General features: G+C 70.2%; 12 protein-coding genes and 1 pseudogene. 11 read left to right on the top strand and 2 right to left on the bottom strand.

The window, feature by feature from the left end; all coding sequences use genetic code 11:
* Window positions 1-52 precede the first annotated feature (52 nt).
* Window positions 53-730, top strand: a complete 678-nt coding sequence (locus MHN80_RS23820; RefSeq protein ID WP_239403939.1) for a hypothetical protein — start codon at window positions 53-55, stop codon at window positions 728-730.
* On the top strand, window positions 727-1,542 hold the full coding sequence (locus tag MHN80_RS23815) for an SDR family oxidoreductase (RefSeq protein WP_239403938.1): 816 nt from the start codon (window positions 727-729) through the stop codon (window positions 1,540-1,542). Before MHN80_RS23820 ends, MHN80_RS23815 begins: the two co-directional genes overlap by 4 nt.
* 16 nt (window positions 1,543-1,558) lie before the next feature.
* On the opposite strand, the gene MHN80_RS23810 is transcribed toward MHN80_RS23815, so the two are convergent.
* On the bottom strand, window positions 1,559-3,232 hold the full coding sequence (locus tag MHN80_RS23810) for a DUF885 domain-containing protein (RefSeq protein ID WP_239403937.1): 1,674 nt from the start codon (window positions 3,230-3,232) through the stop codon (window positions 1,559-1,561).
* Window positions 3,233-3,242: 10 nt separating this feature from the next.
* Window positions 3,243-4,106, bottom strand: a complete 864-nt coding sequence (locus tag MHN80_RS23805) for a neutral zinc metallopeptidase (RefSeq protein ID WP_239403936.1) — start codon at window positions 4,104-4,106, stop codon at window positions 3,243-3,245.
* A gap of 140 nt (window positions 4,107-4,246) precedes the next feature.
* Here MHN80_RS23805 and aspS point away from each other — a divergent pair, with 140 nt between their 5' ends.
* The 9 genes and pseudogenes from aspS to MHN80_RS23760 form a co-directional block, all read left to right on the top strand.
* Window positions 4,247-6,079 (top strand): aspartate--tRNA ligase, encoded by a 1,833-nt coding sequence (gene aspS, locus MHN80_RS23800; protein WP_239403935.1) that lies wholly within the window; start codon window positions 4,247-4,249, stop codon window positions 6,077-6,079.
* Between the two features lie 98 nt (window positions 6,080-6,177).
* A complete protein-coding gene (locus MHN80_RS23795; RefSeq protein ID WP_239403934.1) occupies window positions 6,178-9,663 on the top strand; it encodes a DUF2126 domain-containing protein in 3,486 nt (1,161 codons plus the stop codon).
* Complete coding sequence (locus tag MHN80_RS23790) at window positions 9,660-12,365, top strand: circularly permuted type 2 ATP-grasp protein (protein WP_239403933.1); 2,706 nt, start codon at window positions 9,660-9,662, stop codon at window positions 12,363-12,365. Before MHN80_RS23795 ends, MHN80_RS23790 begins: the two co-directional genes overlap by 4 nt.
* On the top strand, window positions 12,362-13,267 hold the full coding sequence (locus tag MHN80_RS23785) for a transglutaminase family protein (RefSeq protein ID WP_239403932.1): 906 nt from the start codon (window positions 12,362-12,364) through the stop codon (window positions 13,265-13,267). Before MHN80_RS23790 ends, MHN80_RS23785 begins: the two co-directional genes overlap by 4 nt.
* A 148-nt stretch (window positions 13,268-13,415) precedes the next feature.
* Window positions 13,416-14,594: a hypothetical protein gene (locus tag MHN80_RS23780; RefSeq protein WP_033203545.1), complete on the top strand. Its 1,179-nt coding sequence runs from the start codon at window positions 13,416-13,418 to the stop codon at window positions 14,592-14,594.
* A gap of 7 nt (window positions 14,595-14,601) precedes the next feature.
* Window positions 14,602-15,987 (top strand): replication-associated recombination protein A, encoded by a 1,386-nt coding sequence (locus MHN80_RS23775; protein ID WP_004019009.1) that lies wholly within the window; start codon window positions 14,602-14,604, stop codon window positions 15,985-15,987.
* Window positions 15,988-16,110: 123 nt separating this feature from the next.
* Window positions 16,111-18,822: an alanine--tRNA ligase gene (alaS, locus tag MHN80_RS23770; RefSeq protein WP_239403931.1), complete on the top strand. Its 2,712-nt coding sequence runs from the start codon at window positions 16,111-16,113 to the stop codon at window positions 18,820-18,822.
* Entirely contained in the window at window positions 18,822-19,283 is a 462-nt protein-coding gene (gene ruvX / locus MHN80_RS23765) for a Holliday junction resolvase RuvX (RefSeq protein ID WP_239403930.1), read from the top strand. The genes alaS and ruvX overlap by 1 nt, the downstream gene beginning before the upstream one ends.
* Window positions 19,270-19,528 (top strand): annotated as a pseudogene (locus tag MHN80_RS23760) (ABC transporter substrate-binding protein); the annotation flags it as partial. The gene ruvX and the pseudogene MHN80_RS23760, both read left to right, overlap by 14 nt.

The raw sequence follows: 19,528 nt of genomic DNA, 5'->3' as shown, positions 1-19,528 counted from the left end.
ACATTCTGGTACCACATTAAGTGGCACGACACAGTGCCAGATGGGAGATGTAATGAGCGCAGAGCTGAACACCGCACGAGATGTCGACGAGGCGAGCCCGACGGAGCTCCAGATGCTGGCCGAACTGCGGAGCCTCGCCGATCACAGCCCCCTCCGGGCGCGCTGCGAGGCATGGGGCTTCCTTCGGCAGCTCGGTGACCGCGACGACCGGGAGGCGCTCTCGACGCTCTTCGGTGCCGGAAGTGACCCGCAAGGCCTCGACGGCAGGCTGGAGGGACTGATCGTGGGCAAGCTGTTCGGGATTCCCGAAGCCGCCCTTGCCAACCCGCTGATGAAGATCGATCCGACGTGGCGGGGCAAGTCCTTCGACCAGCGGTCGGGAACCGGCCTCAACCGGCTGTCGCCGATCGCGGCGCTGGTGATGCCGATCATCACCGCCGGATACCTCGGCCTGCGCCCGGTCGACGGCGAGATGGAGGGATTCCATTTCGAGCACGAGCCGAGCCTCGGACTGATCGAGCCGAAGGTGCGCGTGCGCGCGCTCGACTACGGGGTGCCGAAGTACAAGAATCCGGGAGTCCGCACGTTTCCGATCCGCAAGACGCGCGACGAGATCGTCGAACTCGTCCCCGGCGTGTACCTCGGCCGGGCACTGCTGTTCCGGAGCAGCGGTGAGATCCGCCTGATCGCGTACTTCGCCCTGCGCCACCCGATCGGCAGCCCGCTGTGATCGCACTCCAGGGCGCGCGGGTGTGCGTCACCGGGGGAGCCCGCGGTATCGGTGCCGCCACCGCCGCCGCCCTCGTCGACCGCGGCGCGACCGTGTGGATCGGCGACCGCGACCTCGACGCCGCGACCGCCACGGCCGAGCGACTCGGGCGCCGGGCCCACGCGGTGCGCGTCGACGTCACCGACGTCGACTCGTTCGCCGCCTTCGTCGACGCCGCGAAGTCGACGGGACCGATCGACATGCTCGTCAACAACGCCGGGATCCAGCACATGGGGCGACTGGTCGACCAGGATCTCGCCGGACTGCACCGTGAGTTGGCGATCAATCTCGGAGCGGTCGTCACCGGCACTCACCTGGTGCTACCCGGGATGATCGAGCGCGGGCGCGGCCACATCGTCAACGTGTCGTCGATGGCGGGCAAGGTCACCACGCCGGGGATCGCGACCTACTGCGCGTCGAAGTTCGGCGTGGTCGCCTTCTCGAAGGCGATACGCGCCGAACTCACCGGGACCGGCGTCACGATGACGACCGTCCTGCCCGCGGCCACCCACACCGATCTGACCGCTGGCGTTCGCCTGCGGTTGCAGCCGACCCTCGAACCGGCCGACGTGGCAGCCGCGATCGTCGCCAGTGTCGAGCACGGGCGCGGGGAGGTCACCGTCCCGCGTTACCTCGCGCCGATCGGCATCCTCGAGGACCTCATCCCGTCGCCGATCATGTGGCGCCTCAAGCGGTTCGTCGGGGGCGCGGACTACGGCGCGTTCGACGAGGCGCAGCGGCAGGACTACCTGGACCGCAGTCGGGCGTCCTGAGCGGTGCCGGGCCGCCTCAGCTCGCGGGCCGGCCGGCGACCTCGGCCGCGAGCACATCCAGCGAGACACCGCCGAGAGCCAGTGCGCGCGAATGGAAGTCCTTGAGGGTCCACTCCGGGTGCAGGCGGAGTGCGGCCGTGCGGGTCTGTTCCCAGACGCGCTGGCCGAGGGCGTAGGAGGGGGCTTGACCGGGCCAGCCCAGATAGCGGTCGAGTTCGAAGCGCAGCACCGAGTGATCCATCGCGACCGACGAGGTCAGGAACGCCCACGCCTTGTCGGCATCCCAGATGCCCCCACCGAGCGACTCCGGCGCGGGCAGTCGGCAGTGCACCCCGATGTCGACGACGACCCGCGCTGCCCGCAGCCGCTGCGAGTCGAGCATCCCCATTCGGTCGCCGGGATCCTCGAGCCAGCCGAGTTCGTCCATGAGGCGCTCGGCGTAGAGGGCCCATCCCTCGCCATGACCGGAGGTGAACGAGGCGAGTTTGCGCCAGGAGTTGAGGTCGGGGTCGACGATCGCCGAGCCGAGCTGGAGGTGGTGTCCGGGGACGCCCTCGTGGTAGACGGTCGTCTTCTCCTGCCAGGTGTGGAAGACGGTCTGGTCGTCGGGCACCGCCCACCACATGCGGCCGGGCCGGGACAGATCCGCGCTGGGCTGGGTGTAGTAGATGATGCCGGTCGACGAGGGGGCCAGCCGGCACTCGAGCCGGGACAGCCGGGCCGGGAGGTCGAAGTGGATTCCCGACAGGCCGGTGACCGCCGCGTCGGAGGTCGCCTGCATCCAGTCGACGAACTCGGCGCGATCGTGGATCTGATACTGCGGCTGGCGGTCCAGCCAGGCGAGGGTCGCGCCGATGCCCTGTCCGGGGAGCAGTCCCTCGGCGATCTCCTGCTGTTCGGCGATGATCTGCTGCAGGCGGGTCATCGCCCAGGCGTACGCATCGTCGGGATCGGCGTCGGCGCCCAGATATGCGGGAAGGTGCAGCAGATACCGGTCGCGGCCGACGGCGTCGTCGTCGAGGGCGTGATCGAGAACCTCGGTGCGCAGGTAGTGGGCGAACGTCCCGAACGAGGTGCGTGCGGCGTCGAGCGCGGTTGCGAGCGTGCCGGCCAGCGCCGTGTCCGCAGCGATCGGCCCGGTGGCGCCGCCGATGGCGTCGGCCGCCGAATCCGCCTGGCGGGCGACGGCTTCCACCTGCCGGCGTGCCGGCGGTGGGCCGTGCCGAAGGCGATGGGCCAGACCGTCGACGACGCCGGTCAGCGAGGCCGGGATGGCGGTGAGCCGGGACAGGAAGGTCTCGCGCTGTTCACGGGTGTCGGTGGGCATGAGGTCGAAGACGTCGCGCAGTGCCTGCAGCGGGGACGCGATGACGTTGCATTCGCCGATGTGCTCGCCGGCGTCGGCGAGCGCGAGCTCACGACGCAGTGAGGCGCTCATGGTGGCGACGGTGACGCGGTCGATCGGATCGGTGATGTCGGCGTCGGCCAGCGCGGACAGCGTTCCGGCGGCGACCTCGGCGCGTTCGGCGCACCCCTGCGCGGAGAAGTCGGTCATCCGGTCGTCGTGCTCGCCGTGGCCGATCTCGGTGGCGAAGAGCGGATTCAGCGTGCACAGCCGGTCGAGGTGCGCCTCGGCGATCGCGTCGACGGTGGTGGGCCGACGCGCGCCGACGGTGTCGGTGGGGTTCACAGGCCGGGGTTCACAGGTCGTCGGTGGCGAAGGTGTCGCAGCGATCCGGGTCGCCGCCCTGGTAGCCGACGGAGAACCAGCGCGTGCGCTGCGCGGCCGAACCGTGGGTCCACCCCTCGGGATTGGACCCCGGACCCTGGATGGTGTCGTCGCCGATGGCCTTCGCGGTCTGGATCACGCCGGCGATCTGTTCCTCGGTGATCGGTGCGAGCAGTGCGTCGGGGCCGTCGTCGGCGTGGTGGGCCCACACCCCGGCGAGGCAGTCGGCCTGCAGCTCGACCCGGACCGAACCCGATCGCGGCCCCTGCGAACCCATCCGCTGCCCCTTCGCCAGGGCGCCGGTGAGGTTCTGGACGTGATGCCCGTACTCGTGGGCCACCACGTACTCCTGCGCGAGGGGCCCGTCGCTGCCGCCCATGCGGCGGAGTTGGGCGAAGAACGTCGGGTCGAAGTACGCCGTCGAATCGGCGGGGCAGTAGAACGGGCCCGTCGCCGAACTGGCCGGGCCGCACCCGGTGTTCACCGCGTCGGCGAAGATGACCGTCTGCGGTGCCTCGTACTCGGGCCAGAGGTCCGACCACACCGAGTCGACGCTCACGGTGGTCGCCTTGATCCGGCAGATCGTGTTCTCGTTGGCCATCTCGTAGGTGCACGAGTCCAGTTGCTGCTGGATCTGCGCCGCGTCGGACGACGTCCCGGGCGCCGGACCGCCGGAGCCGAGCAGGTCGCCGGGATTCACGCCGAAGAACAGCGCGACGATCGTGATGAGGAGCCCGGCGCCACCGCCCAGCGCGATCCGGCCGCCACCGCCACCGCCCCCGCCGCCGCCGGAGACGTTGCCGGTGTCGATCGATCCGCTGCCTTGGAAGGTCACGCGGCCATTCTGGCACGATCGGCACCCGCCCTCGGCGCAGTCGCGGAGGTATGCGATTGACGCCCCGGGTCGTGGATACGGCACCATGGACACCTGGTCTGCGTTTCTGCCGACCGATTTCGACGTTGGAAGGATTCTCAGTGCTCCGCACGCATTCCGCAGGTTCGCTGCGCCGCGCCGACGCGTCGCAGACCGTCACCGTCGCCGGGTGGGTCGCACGCCGTCGCGACCACGGTGGCGTGGTCTTCATCGACCTGCGTGACGCCACCGGACTCGTCCAGGTGGTCTTCCGCGACGAGTCTGTCGCTTCGGCCGCCCACCGTCTGCGCGCCGAATACTGCGTCGCGGTGACCGGTGTCGTCGAGGTACGACCCGAGGGCAGCGAGAACCCCAACCTGAGTTCCGGCGAGATCGAGATCAACGCCGTCGGACTCGAGGTCCTCAACGAGTCGGCACCGCTGCCGTTCCAGCTCGACGAGTCGCCGGGTGAGGAGGCGCGGTTGCGCCACCGCTACCTCGACCTCCGCCGCGAGGGCCCGAGTGCTGCCCTGCGTCTGCGCTCGAAGGCGAATGCGGCCGCGCGTGGGGTGCTCGCCGCGCATGACTTCACCGAGATCGAGACCCCCACGCTGACCCGGTCCACCCCGGAGGGTGCGCGTGACTTCCTGGTGCCCGCGCGCCTGCAGCCGGGTACGTTCTACGCACTGCCGCAGAGCCCGCAGCTGTTCAAGCAGTTGCTGATGGTGGCAGGTATGGAGCGCTACTACCAGATCGCACGCTGTTACCGCGACGAGGACTTCCGGGCCGACCGGCAGCCCGAGTTCACCCAGCTCGACATCGAGATGAGCTTCGTCGACCAGGACGACGTCATCGCGGTCGCCGAAGAGGTCCTGACCGCCCTGTGGAAGCTCATCGGTGTCGACATCTCGACCCCGATCCCGCGGATGACCTACGCCGACGCGATGCGCCGATTCGGTTCGGACAAGCCGGATCTGCGCTTCGGCATCGAACTCGTGGAGTGTGCCGAGTACTTCACGAACACCCCGTTCCGCGTGTTCCAGGCGCCGTACGTCGGCGCCGTGGTCATGCCCGGCGGCGCGTCGCAGCCGCGTCGTCAGCTCGACGCCTGGCAGGAATGGGCCAAGCAGCGCGGCGCCAAGGGCCTCGCGTACGTCCTGATCGCCGAAGACGGCACGCTGTCGGGTCCGGTCGCCAAGAACCTGTCCGACGACGAGCGCGCCGGTCTGGCCGCCCACGTCGGTGCGCAGCCCGGTGACTGTGTGTTCTTCGGGGCAGGAGAGGTGAAGTCGACCCGCGCGCTCCTCGGCGCGGCGCGCGGCGAGATCGCCTCGAAGCTCGGTCTCATCAAGGACGGCGACTGGGCGTTCACCTGGGTCGTCGACGCGCCGATGTTCGAGCCGGCCGCCGAGGCGACCGCGTCCGGTGATGTCGCACTGGGACATTCGGCCTGGACCGCGGTGCACCACGCATTCACCTCGCCGAAGCCGGAGTCGGTCGACGCCCTCGAGTCCGATCCCGGTTCGGCGCTGGCCTACGCCTACGACATCGTGTGCAACGGCAACGAGATCGGCGGCGGATCGATCCGTATCCATCGACGGGACGTGCAGGAGCGCGTCTTCGAGATCATGGGCATCGGCCACGACGAGGCCCAGGAGAAGTTCGGCTTCCTGCTCGACGCCTTCGCCTACGGCGCACCGCCCCACGGCGGCATCGCCTTCGGCTGGGACCGCATCACCGCACTGCTCGCCGGTGAATCGTCCATCCGCGAGGTGATCGCCTTCCCGAAGTCGGGCGGCGGCGTCGACCCGCTGACCGACGCGCCCGCGGCGATCACCGCGCAGCAGCGCAAGGAATCGGGGATCGACGCCAAGCCCGCACCGCGGGGCGGCGATCAGAAGGACGCCGATCAGAAGGACGCCGGGCAGAAGGACGCCGGGAGCACCTCGGTCTGACCCGAAATGCGGTGGCCGGACGTGAGTTCGGCCACCGCCATCCGACGGTGGTGCTCGCCACCCGGCGCCCGCCGGTCATCTGTGATGAGATTCCCAGCATGACGATCAAGGTCGCACTCGAGCACCGGACGGTGTACTCGTTCGATCGGCCGGCCAAGATCTACCCCCACGTCGTCCGCCTGCGTCCGGCGCCGCACTCGCGCACGCCCATCGAGGCCTACTCGCTCACCGTCGAACCCGGTGCGCATTTCCTGAACTGGCAGCAGGACGCGTTCAGCAATTACCTGGCGCGCCTGGTGTTCCCGGAACCCTCGACCTCCCTCGGGATCACCGTGAGTCTCGTCGCGGATCTCACCGCGATCAACCCGTTCGACTTCTTCATCGAGGAGTGGGCCGAGTTCTACGGGTTCGACTATCCCGCCGAACTGCGCCGCGACCTGGAGATCTTCCTCCGTCCCGCCGGCGTCACCGAGGGTGAATTCGCGGGCGCGCCAGTACATCCGGAGATCGCGAGGTTCGCGGCGAAGCACCGGCCGGCGGGCCGGACGCGGGTCATCGACTTTCTCGTAGGTCTCAATGCCGCGGTCCGCGACGCCGTCGGCTACACCGTTCGGCTCGAGGCGGGCGTGCAGTCGCCCGAGTACACGCTCTCCAGCGCCATCGGATCCTGCCGCGACTCGGCCTGGCTGTTGGTCGCACTCCTGCGCGAGCTCGGGTTCGCGGCGCGTTTCGTCTCCGGCTACCTCGTCCAGCTGACCTCCGACGTCAAGGCCCTCGACGGACCGTCGGGTCCCGACGCCGACTTCACCGACCTGCACGCGTGGACCGAGGTGTACCTACCCGGTGCCGGCTGGGTGGGCCTGGACCCGACGTCGGGCCTGTTCGCCGGCGAGGGACACATCCCGCTGGCGGCCACCCCGCATCCGGTCGGTGCCGCGCCGATCACCGGTTCGACCGGTCCGTGCCACGCGACGCTCGACTTCACCAACACGGTGACCCGCTTCCACGAGGACCCGCGGGTCACGCTGCCCTACACCGCGGAACAGTGGAACCGGGTGACCGATCTCGGCGCGCTGGTCGACGAGCGGATGGATCGCAACGACGTGCGCCTGACGATGGGCGGCGAGCCGACGTTCGTGTCCATCGACAACCAGACGGACCCGGAGTGGCGGACGGCCGCGGACGGTCCCCACAAACGGCTGCTGGCCGGGCGGCTTGCCGGTCGACTGCAGAAGGCTTACGCGCCCGATGGCCTGATCCGGCGCAGCCAGGGCAAGTGGTACCCCGGCGAACCGCTCCCGCGCTGGCAGCTCGAACTCCTGTGGCGCAGTGACGGTCTGCCGATCTGGCGGGACCCGGGTCTGCTCGCCGACCCGTGGGCGACGCCGGAGCAGTGCGCGGCCGCCATCGAGACCGAGACCCACGGTCCGGATCCGGAGATCACCGGCGATGCCGGCCCGGCGCGGGAACTGCTCACCGCGTTCGCGGCGGCGCTCGGTCTTCCGGCCGGGCAGGTGATGCCGGCCTACGAGGATCCGCTGGTGCGGATGCGTGAACTCGCCGCGATGCCCCCCGGTGATCCCGGTACCGACCCCACCCTCCCCGCCGCGCGCGCCTTCGCGCAGGCCGACATCATCGTCGACGCGGATTCGACGGACGGCGAGGACGACCAGAGCCTCGCGCCGGCAACGGATTCCGTCGCCCGCAGGCGGGCGCTGATCGCCCGGCTCGACGCCGCGGTCACCGAGCCGTGTGCGCACCTGGTGCCGTTGAGTCGATCGGAGGATCGGACCGCGTGGCAGAGCGCGGTGTGGACGACCCGGCGGGGGCGCATCGTGCTGACCCCGGGCACCTCACCGGCCGGCCTGCGGCTGCCGCTCAACTCGCCCTCGTGGGGTCCGGCTCCGACGCTCTTCGAAGCCGACCCGTCCGCGCGCCACGAGGACCTGCCGGCCGACCCGTCGACGGCGTTGGGCCACGCCGTCCGCGATGTCGACCCTGTCCAGTTCCTGCCCCGCACCGCCCTGGTCGCCGAGGTGCGTGGTGGCGTCGTCCATGTGTTCATGCCGCCGACCTCGACCCTCGAGGAGTACCTCGCGATCGTCGAACTCGTCGAGGACGCCGCGGCCGCGACGTCGACACCGGTCGTCGTCGAGGGATACGGACCGCCCGCCGACCCGCGCCTGGTGTCGTTGTCGGTCACGCCGGACCCGGGTGTCGTCGAGGTCAACATCCAGCCGACCGGGAGTTTCGCCGAGCAGTCCGAACTGCTCGAGTCGCTGTACGACCATGCGCGACATGTGCGTTTGGGCACCGAGAGTTTCGACCTGGACGGCAGTCACGGCGGGACCGGCGGTGGTAACCACATCACCCTCGGCGGCGTCACGCCCGCCGACTCACCGATGCTGCGCCGCCCCGATCTGCTGGTGTCGATGCTGACCTACTGGCAGCGGCATCCCGCGCTGTCGTACCTGTTCTCCGGCCGGTTCATCGGCACCACGTCGCAGGCACCCCGCGTCGACGAGGGGCGCGAGTCGGCGCTCTACGAGTTGGAGATCGCCTTCGCCGAGATCGACCGGCTGGCGGTCAAGGACACCGTCGGCGGGCGATTCGACGGGGCGCCACCCAATCCCTGGGTCACCGACCGGGCCCTGCGGCACCTGCTGACCGACATCACCGGGAACACCCATCGGGCCGAGTTCTGCATCGACAAGCTCTACAGCCCCGACTCGGTGCGCGGGCGGCTGGGTCTGCTGGAACTGCGGGCGTTCGAGATGCCGCCGCACCATCGGATGGCGATGGTTCAGTCGCTGCTCGTGCGCAGCCTGGTGTCCTGGTTCTGGGAGAAGCCCTATCGCGCCCGGCTCATCCGCCACGGTGGCGACCTGCACGGCAAACACCTATTGCCGCACTACGTGATCGCCGACATCGCGCTCGTCGCCGAGGAGCTCCGTGAGGCGGGCTACCCGTTCGAGACCGCGTGGCTGGACCCGTTCACCGAGTTCCGGTTCCCGCGTCTGGGGACCGTGCAGATCCGAGACCAGGAGATCGAGCTGCGCAGTGCCATCGAGCCGTGGAACACGCTGGGGGAGGAGTCGACCGGAACCGGCACCGCTCGTTATGTCGACTCGTCCGTCGAGCGGGTGCAGGTGCGGGTCCTGGGTGGTGAGGACGATCGTTACTTGTTGACATGCAATGGTTTTCCGATCCCGCTGCGGGCCACGGGGCGCACCGGGGAACGCGTCGCCGGGATCCGGTTCCGGGCCTGGCAGCCGCCGAGTTCGCTGCATCCGACGATCACCATCGACACCCCGCTCACCTTCGATCTGATCGACACGGTCAACGGCCGGTCGGTGGGTGGCGCCACCTATCACGTCGTCCATCCCGGCGGACGGGCCTACGACCGTCCGCCGGTCAACGCGGTCGAGGCCGAGTCGCGCCGCAACGGGCGGTTCGAGGCGGCCGGACACACCACCGGCACCGTCGACGTCGGACTGTTGCGCGAGCGAGCGTCCCGGCAGGCCATCGACTTCGGGGTGCCCGGAGTCCTCGACCTCCGGCGGGCACGTACAGTTCTTCGGTGATCTCTTCGCCGGGCGACGCCTCCGCGGTGTTCGACCGCTACCGCGCCGCGGGCCAGACCCTCTTCGACCCGGACCGGCCGGTCGAATCCTACGACGAACTCCTCGAACCCGGTGGGGCGATCCGTCCGGCGTGGGCGGACCTGGCCCGCATCTACCGGTTGCGCGGCACCGAACGGCTCCGGGGCTCCGCGGCGCGCCTGGCGGCCGCGGTGAGCGACGACGGCGTGGTCTACAACGAGTTCGACGGCCACGACACCGTGACCCGCGACTGGGAGGTCGACGCGGTGCCGCTGGTCGTCGACGGTGTCGAGTGGGCCGAACTCGAGAAGGCCGTCACGCAGCGGTCGATGCTGCTGGACCTGCTGTTGCGCGACCTCTACCGCGACCAGAAGACGATCGCCGCCGGACTCGTCGCACCCGAGATGGTCTTCGGACACCCCGGGTACATCCGGAAGGCGGCCCGTCTGGAGGTCGCCGGACCCCATGCGCTGTTCCTGCATGCGGTCGACATCTCACGCACCGCCGACGGCGACTTCGTCGCCTACCGCGACCGCACGCAGGCGCCGTCGGGGGTCGGCTACGCGATCGCCGGGCGCCGGCTGATGTCGAAGACCTTCCCGCAGCTGTTCCAGGCGTGCGCGCCCCGGCCGATGGCCAACTTCGCCGGCACCATGCGCCTCGCGCTCACCGAATACGCCCCGCCGGGGGTCGACGATCCGACGGTGGCGGTCCTCAGTCCCGGCAGCATGTCCGAGACCGCCTTCGACCAGGCCTACCTCGCCTCGGTGCTCGGCTTCCCGCTCGTCGAGGGCGCCGATCTCACCGTCCGCGACGGTGCGGTGTACATGCGGTCGCTCGGTCGGTACAAGCGTGTGGACGTGTTGCTGCGGCGGATCGACGCCGCCTACGCCGACCCGCTGGACCTGCGGACGGACTCCCAGCTCGGTGTCGCCGGTCTGGTCGAGGCGATCTCGCGCGGTACGGTGACGGTCCTCAACACCCTCGGTTCGGGAGTGCTGGAGAACCCGGCTCTGCACACCGTGCTGGACCGGCTGGCGCCGGTCCTGCTCGACGAGGAGCTGAAACTGGGTTCGGTCACCACCTACTGGGCGGGAGATCCGCTGCAGCGCAGCCTGATCCGCGATCGATTGGCGTCCCTCGTGCTGACCGACACGTGCACGGGAGAGGAAGTCATCGGCCCGCTGCTCGCCGCGTCCGAGCGCGCCGACCTCGCCGCCCGGATCGAGGCGCAGACCTGGCAGTGGGTCGCGCGCGAACTCGAGGCGTTCTCGGTGGCCCCCACGGTCACCCCCGGCAGCGCTCCGGGCGGGTCGCAGGCGCCGCTTCGTGCGGCGCCGGTGTCGGTGCGCGCCTTCAGCGTGGCGCAGGGTCCCGGTTACGCGGTGATGCCCGGCGGGCTGGGGGCGGTCCTCGCCGACGGGGTGGAGGGCGCCGCCCACCACGTGATCGCCGCCAAGGACGTCTGGGTCACCAGCACCGAGGTGGGCGGGCACGTCTCGCGCCGTCCGGAGACCCGCACCGAGCCGGCCGCCGAGGTCGTCGCAGGCGCTGCGGCGGGCCGTCCGGTGACCCGCGAGTACTCCGACGTCGCGGCCGCGGCCAGCCCACGAGTGCTGGCGGACCTGTTCTGGCTCGGCCGCTACGGCGAGCGGACCGAGCTCGTGACCCGACTGGCGAAGGTGTCCCGCGAGCGCTATCAAGACTTCCAGTATCGGCCGTGGATGTCCGGCACGCCGGCGGTACCGCGGCTGCTGCATGCCGTCGCCACGGTGACCGGCACCGCGCGTTACCTCGACACCGCCGGGCTGCTGATGTCGGGGTCGGACCGGCCGCCGTCGCCCGAGCAGGTGAACGAGGCGATCGAGAAGATCGCCGACCTCACCGTGTCGCGGTCGGTGCCCGGGACCATCGCGTATTCGATCGACCGGCTCATCAGTACGGCCCGGGCGGTCCGGGACCAGATGTCGACGAGCACCTGGATGGTGCTCGCCCCGGTCGAACGCGTCATGGCGAGCACGACCAAGCTGGTCGTCCGGTCGCGGGCCGAGGCGGGCGCAGGCGACGCCGCGCTCGACCTCGGCCCCGACCTGGCCAGCGCGCACGACGAGATCCTGCACGGCGTGCTGGCCCTCACCGGACTACAGGCCGAGTCGATGGTGCACGACCCGGGCTGGATGTTCATGGATGTCGGCCGGCGCATCGAGCGGGCGGTGACCCTCGCCGACCTCACGCTCGCGATGTTCGCCGACGCGCAGGACACCGACGTCGAGCAGGCGCTGCTGGAGTCGTACCTGGTGGCCAACGAGTCGTCCGTCATCTACCGCCGCCGCAACCGCGGTCTGTACCAGCCGGCCGGCGTCGCCGAGTTGCTGCTGTTCGACCCGACCAATCCGAGGTCGATGATCTTCTCACTGGAGCGGTTGAACTCAGCCCTGTCCTCGGTGCCGGAGACCCTGCGGTCGGCCGGGGCCGAACGCGCCGTCCAGGACATGATCGCCGAACTCCGGCGAAGCGACCCCGTGGATCTCGTGCACGTCGACACCGAGCGGCGCCGTCCCGAACTCGTCGAACTGATGTCGACGCTGCGCACCGGTGCGCGCGAACTCTCCGACCTGCTGACCCGGACCCGCTTCGCCACCCCCCGTCAGGCGCGACCGATCTGGGCCGGTGGGGAATCGTGAGTTCGCGCACCTACCGCGTCATGCACCGGACCACCTACACCTACGACGACGACGTGTCGTCGTCGTACGGGCGGTGCCACCTGACGCCGCGTGACCTGCCCGGGCAGCGCGTGCACTCGACGTCGCTGGAGATCGAACCCGAGCCCGACGACCGGTCGACGGGGCTCGACGTCTATGGCAACCACGACAGCTACTTCCACGTGCGGACGTCGCATCGCGAGCTCACCGTCACCGCGCGCTCCGTCGTCGAGGTGGACCCGGTGGACCCGGGTGTCCTCCTGAGCCCGGCCGCCCGTACCCCGTGGGAGCAGGCACGTCCGGCCGCCGTCGACGGCCGGGAGGGTGCCCTGGCCGCCGAGTTCGTCCTGGATCTGGAGCGGCCGGAGATCACCCCCGCGGTCCACGAGTACGCCGCCGGGGTTTTCACCCCGGGCCGGCCGCTGGTCGAGGCCGTCACCGAACTCACCTCACGGATCTTCGCCGACTTCACCTACCGCTCGGGGTCGACGGCCATCACCACCCGGGTCGACACGGTCCTGCAGCGGCGCGAGGGCGTCTGCCAGGACTTCGCCCGCGTCGCGATCGCCTGCCTGCGGTCGCAGGGCCTCGCGGCGAGGTACGAGTCGGGGTATCTCGCGACCGAGCCGCCGCCCGGCACGGAGAAGGTCTTCGGCGCGGATGCCAGCCACGCGTGGGCTGCGGTCTGGATGCCCGACGGCCGCTGGCTGCCCTTCGACCCGACCAACGACAAGCTGGTCGACGAACGCCACGTCACGGTCGCCTGGGGACGCGACTACGACGACGTGCCGCCGCTACGCGGGGTCATCTACACCGACTCCACCAAGAGCCGGATCGAGGTGTCGGTGGACGTGAGCCCGGCCGACGGCCCCGCGTCGGGCTGAATCGGACACGGTTCCGCGGCCCACGCGGTAACCCGCTGTGCCACAGCGTGTTCGGTACCCGATCTGCTGACGCCCCGATCGCGACGTGGTACAGATGAACGAACAGTGCTGTTGCGACATCGTTGCAACGGGTAGGTTGGTGGGCGACATGACGGTCATTACGGAAAGCCGCATCACCAGCGTGGTGCGGGCGGCAGAGGCGCTGCTGTCACACCGCGCCGGATCAGCAGTGGTCCTCGATGATCCCGAGGACCTCGGCGGCAGCGGGCGCACCACGGTGGTGCGGGTCCGGGTCGCCCAGAACCCTCTCAGCCTGGACCGATCGCTCGTGATCAAGGCCCTTCCCGAGCACGAGGACCCGCAGGCCTTCCACCGGGAGATCGCGTCGTACAAGTACGCGACCGCGCTGCCCAACGAATCACGCCCGGGGCCGCAACTCATCGCCTCGGATCCCGACCTGCGGATCATGGTGCTCTCCGACCTCGGCCACGGCCGCTCGATGCTCGAGTACCTCGCCGGCGTCGACCCCGTCGAGACCTCCCGCGCGGTCAGCGCCTGGGGTCAGGCCCTCGGCCGGATGCATGCGGCCACGGTCGGCGGCGAGGGGGACTTCCTCGCGCTGCTGCGCCGCGGACCGTCGGGTACGCAGGGGCGCGACATCCTGCGCGACGAGGCGCTGCGGTCGATCGATTCGGTTGTCGGGCACGCTGCCGCGCTCGACGTCGTGGTCCCGGAGCAGGTCGTCGAGTCGTTGCGGAGCGCGGCGACGCTGTTCGACGAGGGCGATCACCGCGCCTTCAGCCCCTCCGACGTCGGACCCGAGAACATCCTGCTCAACGACGACGGTGTCCAGTTCATGGACTACGAGTGGGGCGGATTCCGCGACGCGACCCTCGACATCGCCTACGCGCTCGTCACCATCACCGCCCAGCTGCCGCCCCGGACCTCCGCGCGTGCCACCGACCTCGAGGTGTCGATGGTGGACGCCTGGCGGTCCGAGGTGCACTCGATCTGGCCGGCCCTCGCCCACGAGCGGGAGATGCAGCGCAAGGTGCTGCTCGCCCGCCAGCTCTGGGTGTGGCTGTCGACGGTGTGGATGTTGCCGGGCGATCCGGAGACGACCGACCAGCCAGATGCCGAGTTCGATGTGGCCGACTTCGGTGCCGCCGGCTTCACCCACGACTGGGCCCTGCACACCAACGACCCCCGCGTGATCGTCAGCCGCTGGACCGATCTCGCCGCCGCGGCCGGACGGGCGGGGGACGACGAGACCGCCGTGTTCGCGACCGCGATGGGCGTCGCGCTCCAGCGCATCTGGCTGGCCTGACACGCTCGTGGACGGACTGTTCGACCCACCCGACGATCCTCGGGCAGGTTCCGCCGGGCCCGGCAACGCGGGCGGCCTCACCGCGCCGCCGTCCCCGACCGCGCCGCTCGCGGTCCGGATGCGCCCGCAGAACCTCGACGAGATCGTCGGGCAGCAGCACCTGCTCGGGACCGGCTCGCCGCTGCGGAAGCTGATCAGCGGGTCGGGCGCGGCGTCGGTGTTGCTCTACGGGCCACCGGGCACCGGCAAGACCACCATGGCCTCGCTCATCGCGCGGGCCACCGGCGGCCGTTTCGAGGCGCTGTCCGCGCTGACCGCAGGGGTGAAAGAGGTGCGGGCGGTCATCGACGTGGCCCGCCGCCGGCTCATCGGCGACGGCAAGAACGGCGGTCAGCAGACGGTCCTGTTCATCGACGAGGTGCACCGGTTCTCCAAGACACAGCAGGATGCACTGCTCGACGCGGTGGAGAACCGCATCGTCCTGCTCGTCGCCGCGACGACCGAGAACCCGTCGTTCTCGGTGGTCGCCCCGCTGCTGTCCCGGTCGCTGGTCCTGCAGCTGCGGTCCCTGACCGACGCCGACATCCGCGAGGTGCTGACCCGGGCGGTCGCCGACCCGCGGGGGCTGGACGGCAAGGTCGAGGTCTCCGACGCCGCCTACGACCACCTCGTCGCGGTGTCGGGCGGGGACGCGCGCCGGGCACTGACCGCCCTCGAGGCGAGCGCCGACTCGACCGAGTCCATCGACCTGGCCGACGTCGAGACCGCCATCGATCGCGCCGCGGTGCGCTACGACCGGGACGGCGACCAGCACTACGACGTGACGAGCGCGTTCATCAAGTCCATCCGTGGTTCGGACGTCGACGCCGCCGTGCACTATCTCGCGCGGATGATCGCGGCGGGGGAGGACCCGCGGTTCATCGCGCGGCGCCTGATGATCCATGCCAGCGAGGACATCGGGATGGCCGACCCGACGGCCCTGCAGACCGCGGTCGCGGCCGCTCAGGTCGTGAACCTGGTCGGGATGCCGGAGGCCAAACTGGCACTCACCCAGGCGACCATCCACCTCGCGACGGCCCCGAAGTCGGCGGGTGTGGTGTCGGCCATCGGCGCGGCCCTCGCCGACGTCGAGTCGGGCAAGGCCGGCGCGGTTCCGGCCCACCTGCGCGACAGCCACTATCCGGGGGCCAAGAAGCTGGGCAACGGCGTCGCCTACCGATATCCGCACGATGATCCCGATGGCGTTGTGGCGCAACAGTATGCGCCCGACGATCTGGTCGGGAGGGACTACTACGTCCCCACCGACCACGGGCTGGAGCGCGAGATCGGTCCGCGAGTGGCGAAGTTGCGGTCGATCGTGCGCGGCGCGGTGTCGCGGCGCCGGTCCCGCTGACGTTCTCGCAGTTGAGAGTCCCTGCGCCGTTCGACGACCCGCCGACGGTAGGCTGGGATGTCGCGACATCAACGGCCGCCACCACCAACGGCTGCGATCACCAACGGCAGGACGAAACCCACAGTGCAGACGCATGACATCCGGAAGCGGTTCCTGGACCACTTCATCAAGGCCGGGCACACCGAGGTGCCGAGCGCTTCGTTGCTGCTCGACGATCCCAACCTGTTGTTCGTGAATGCCGGCATGGTCCCGTTCAAGCCGTTCTTCCTGGGTGAGCAGACCCCGCCCTACTCGCGGGCCACCAGCGTGCAGAAGTGTGTCCGGACCCTCGACATCGACGAGGTCGGCATCACCACCCGGCACAACACCTTCTTCCAGATGGCGGGCAATTTCTCCTTCGGCGACTACTTCAAGCGGGAGGCCATCACCTTCGCCTGGACGCTGCTGACCAACAGCGTCGCCGACGGCGGCTTCGGCATCGACCCGCAGAAGCTGTGGCCGACCGTCTACCTCGACGACGACGAGGCCGAGGCCATCTGGCGCGATGAGATCGGTGTCCCCGCCGAACGCATCCAGCGACGCGGCATGAAGGACAACTACTGGTCGATGGGCGTGCCCGGCCCGTGCGGTCCCTGTTCGGAGATCTTCTACGACCGCGGGCCCGAGTACGGCGTGGAAGGCGGCCCCGAGGCCGACGAGGACCGTTACATCGAGATCTGGAATCTCGTGTTCATGCAGAACGTCCGCGGCCCCGGCGGCGGCAAGGACAACTACGAGATCCTCGGTCCGCTGCCGAAGCAGAACATCGACACCGGCATGGGCGTCGAGCGCGTGGCCTGCATCCTGCAGGGCGTCGACAACGTCTACGAGACCGACCTGTGCAAGCCCATCATCGATCTCGCCGCGCAGCTGTCCGGGCGGGCCTACGGCGCCGGTTCGCACGCCGACGACGTCCGGTTCCGCGTGGTCGCCGACCACGCCCGCACGTCGGCCCTGCTGATCGGCGACGGAGTGCTGCCCGGCAACGACGGCCGGGGATATGTCCTGCGTCGTCTGCTGCGGCGGGTCGTCCGGTCCATGCGTCTGCTCGGCGCCGGGAGCGGAGCGAGCGGGCCGAATCAGCTCGGTAGTGGCGACAGTCAGCCCACCATGGGCACGATCATCGGCAAGGTCATCGATCTGATGGCGCCGTCGTATCCCGAACTCGAGACCCAGCGCAAGCACATCGTCGACGTGGCGGTGGGCGAGGAGACCTCGTTCTCCAAGACCCTCGCCGCGGGTTCGAAGCTGTTCGCCGACGCCGCGACCGCCACCAAGGCCGCGTCGCGCAGCACCATCACCGGGTCGGACGCCTTCACCCTGCACGACACCTACGGTTTCCCGATCGACCTCACCCTGGAGATGGCGGCCGAGGCCGGTCTCGCCGTCGACCAAGAGGGCTTCACCGCGCTCATGGCCGAACAGAAGCAACGCGCCAAGGCCGACGCGACCGCCCGGAAGACCGGGCACGCCGATCTCAGCGTCTACCGCGACTTCCTCGACCGCGGGCCGACCGAGTTCACCGGCTTCGACGAGCTGGTGTCGGAAGCCCGCGTCCTCGGCCTCGTCGCCGACGGTGCGCGATTGCCCGCCGCATCGGCCGGGCAGGAGCTGACGGTCGTTCTCGACCGCACGCCGCTGTACGCCGAGTCCGGTGGACAGATGGCCGACATCGGCACCATCAGCACCGGATCCGGAGTTCGCATGTCGGTCACCGACGTGCAGAAGGTCGGGAAGTCGGTGTGGCTGCACAAGGTCCGCATCGACGAGGGTGAGATCGAAGAGGGCGACGAGGTCCTGGCCGCGGTGGACACCGCCTGGCGTCACGGCGCCACCCAGGGCCACTCGGGCACCCACATGGTCCATGCGGCGCTGCGCGAGGTCCTCGGCCCCGGGGCGACGCAGGCCGGGTCCCTGAACCGTCCCGGTTATCTGCGTTTCGACTTCAACGCCGGCGGTCCGGTGACCGAGGCCCAGCGTCGTGAGATCGAGGAGATCAGCAACGCCGCGGTCGAGGCGAACTATCAGGTCAACACCTTCGAGACCGGTCTGTCCGAGGCCAAGGCGATGGGCGCGATGGCGCTCTTCGGCGAGAACTACGGCGACGTCGTCCGCGTCGTCGAGATCGGCGGGCCGTTCTCGATGGAGCTGTGCGGCGGCACGCACGTCGCGTCGTCGTCCCAGATCGGACCCATCACCCTGATCGGCGAATCCTCGGTCGGCTCGGGCGTCCGGCGCGTCGAGGCGTATGTCGGCATGGACTCGTTCCGGTTCCTGTCGAAGGAACGGGCGCTGCTGGCCGGGCTGGCGTCGTCGCTGAAGGTGCCGTCCGAGGAGGTGCCGGGCCGCGTGGAGCAGCTCGTCACCAAGCTGCGCGACGCCGAGAAGGAACTCGAGCGGGTGCGCGCCGACGCCGCACGGGCCGCGGTCTCCGGTCTTCTCGAGACCGCGACGACCGTCGGTGCGACGCTCGTGGTCGAGGGCCGGGTGCCGGGCCTGGACGCCAACGGGCTCCGCTCGGTGGTGACCGACCTGCGTGGCCGGGTCGCCGACCGGCAGGCGGTGATCGCGCTCTTCTCGCCGAGCGGTGACGGGCCGGATGCCAAGGTGCCGTTCGTGATCGCCACCACGGCCGCCGCGCGGGACGCCGGTATCAAGGCCGGCGACCTCGTCAAGGAAGTCGCACCGCTGCTCGGCGGACGTGGCGGCGGCAAACCCGACCTGGCTCAGGGTGCCGGTACCGATCCGTCGGGCATCGCCGCCGCGCTGACCCGCATCCGCGAGTTCGTCGCCTGATGCCCGACCCGCAATCCCGGCCCGACGCTGCGCCGCGGACCCGAGGACGACTCCTCGGCATCGACGTCGGGAGCGTGCGGATCGGCGTCGCCGTGTGTGACCCCGACGGCATCCTCGCCACGCCGGTGGAGACGGTGCGCCGGACTCCGTCGCGCACCGACGATCTCGACCGGATCGCGGCCCTGGTCACCGAGTACGAGGCCGTCGGCGTGGTCGTGGGCCTCCCGAAGACACTCAAGAACACCGCGGGCACGGCGGCGGAGACCGCACGTGCTTTCGGGGACCGACTCGCGTCCCGGATAGACCCGGTGGCGGTGCAGTGGCACGACGAACGTTTCACGACGGTGACCGCACAGCAGGCACTGCACGCGAGCGGCCGGACGGTGAAGTCCTCGCGCGCGGTGATCGACCAGGCCGCGGCGGTCGCTATTCTTCAGGGGTGGTTGGATGCACGACGGTGAGTCAGGGGAGCCTCCGGTGACCGACGATCGGCGTCGCACACGCCACCGCGACGGCCAGGGACGCCGAACCGAGGGCATGGATCCGGAGCGTCTGCGGTATTTCACCCAGTCCGCCGAGGGGTCCCCGCACACGCGGCATCGTCGCCGCCGGACCGGTCCGGACTCCGCGGACCCGGCCGGCCGTCGGCCGGTCCCGCCGCCCGTCCCGCCCGCCGAGCAGGCGCGTCCGGTGGCCGGCTCGCCGC

The organism is Gordonia sp. McavH-238-E (genome assembly GCF_022348225.1).
Taxonomy (GTDB): Bacteria; Actinomycetota; Actinomycetes; order Mycobacteriales; family Mycobacteriaceae; genus Gordonia; species Gordonia terrae.
Note: the sequence above shows the minus strand (reverse complement) of the source record. Positions and strands in the feature narration are given on the sequence as shown.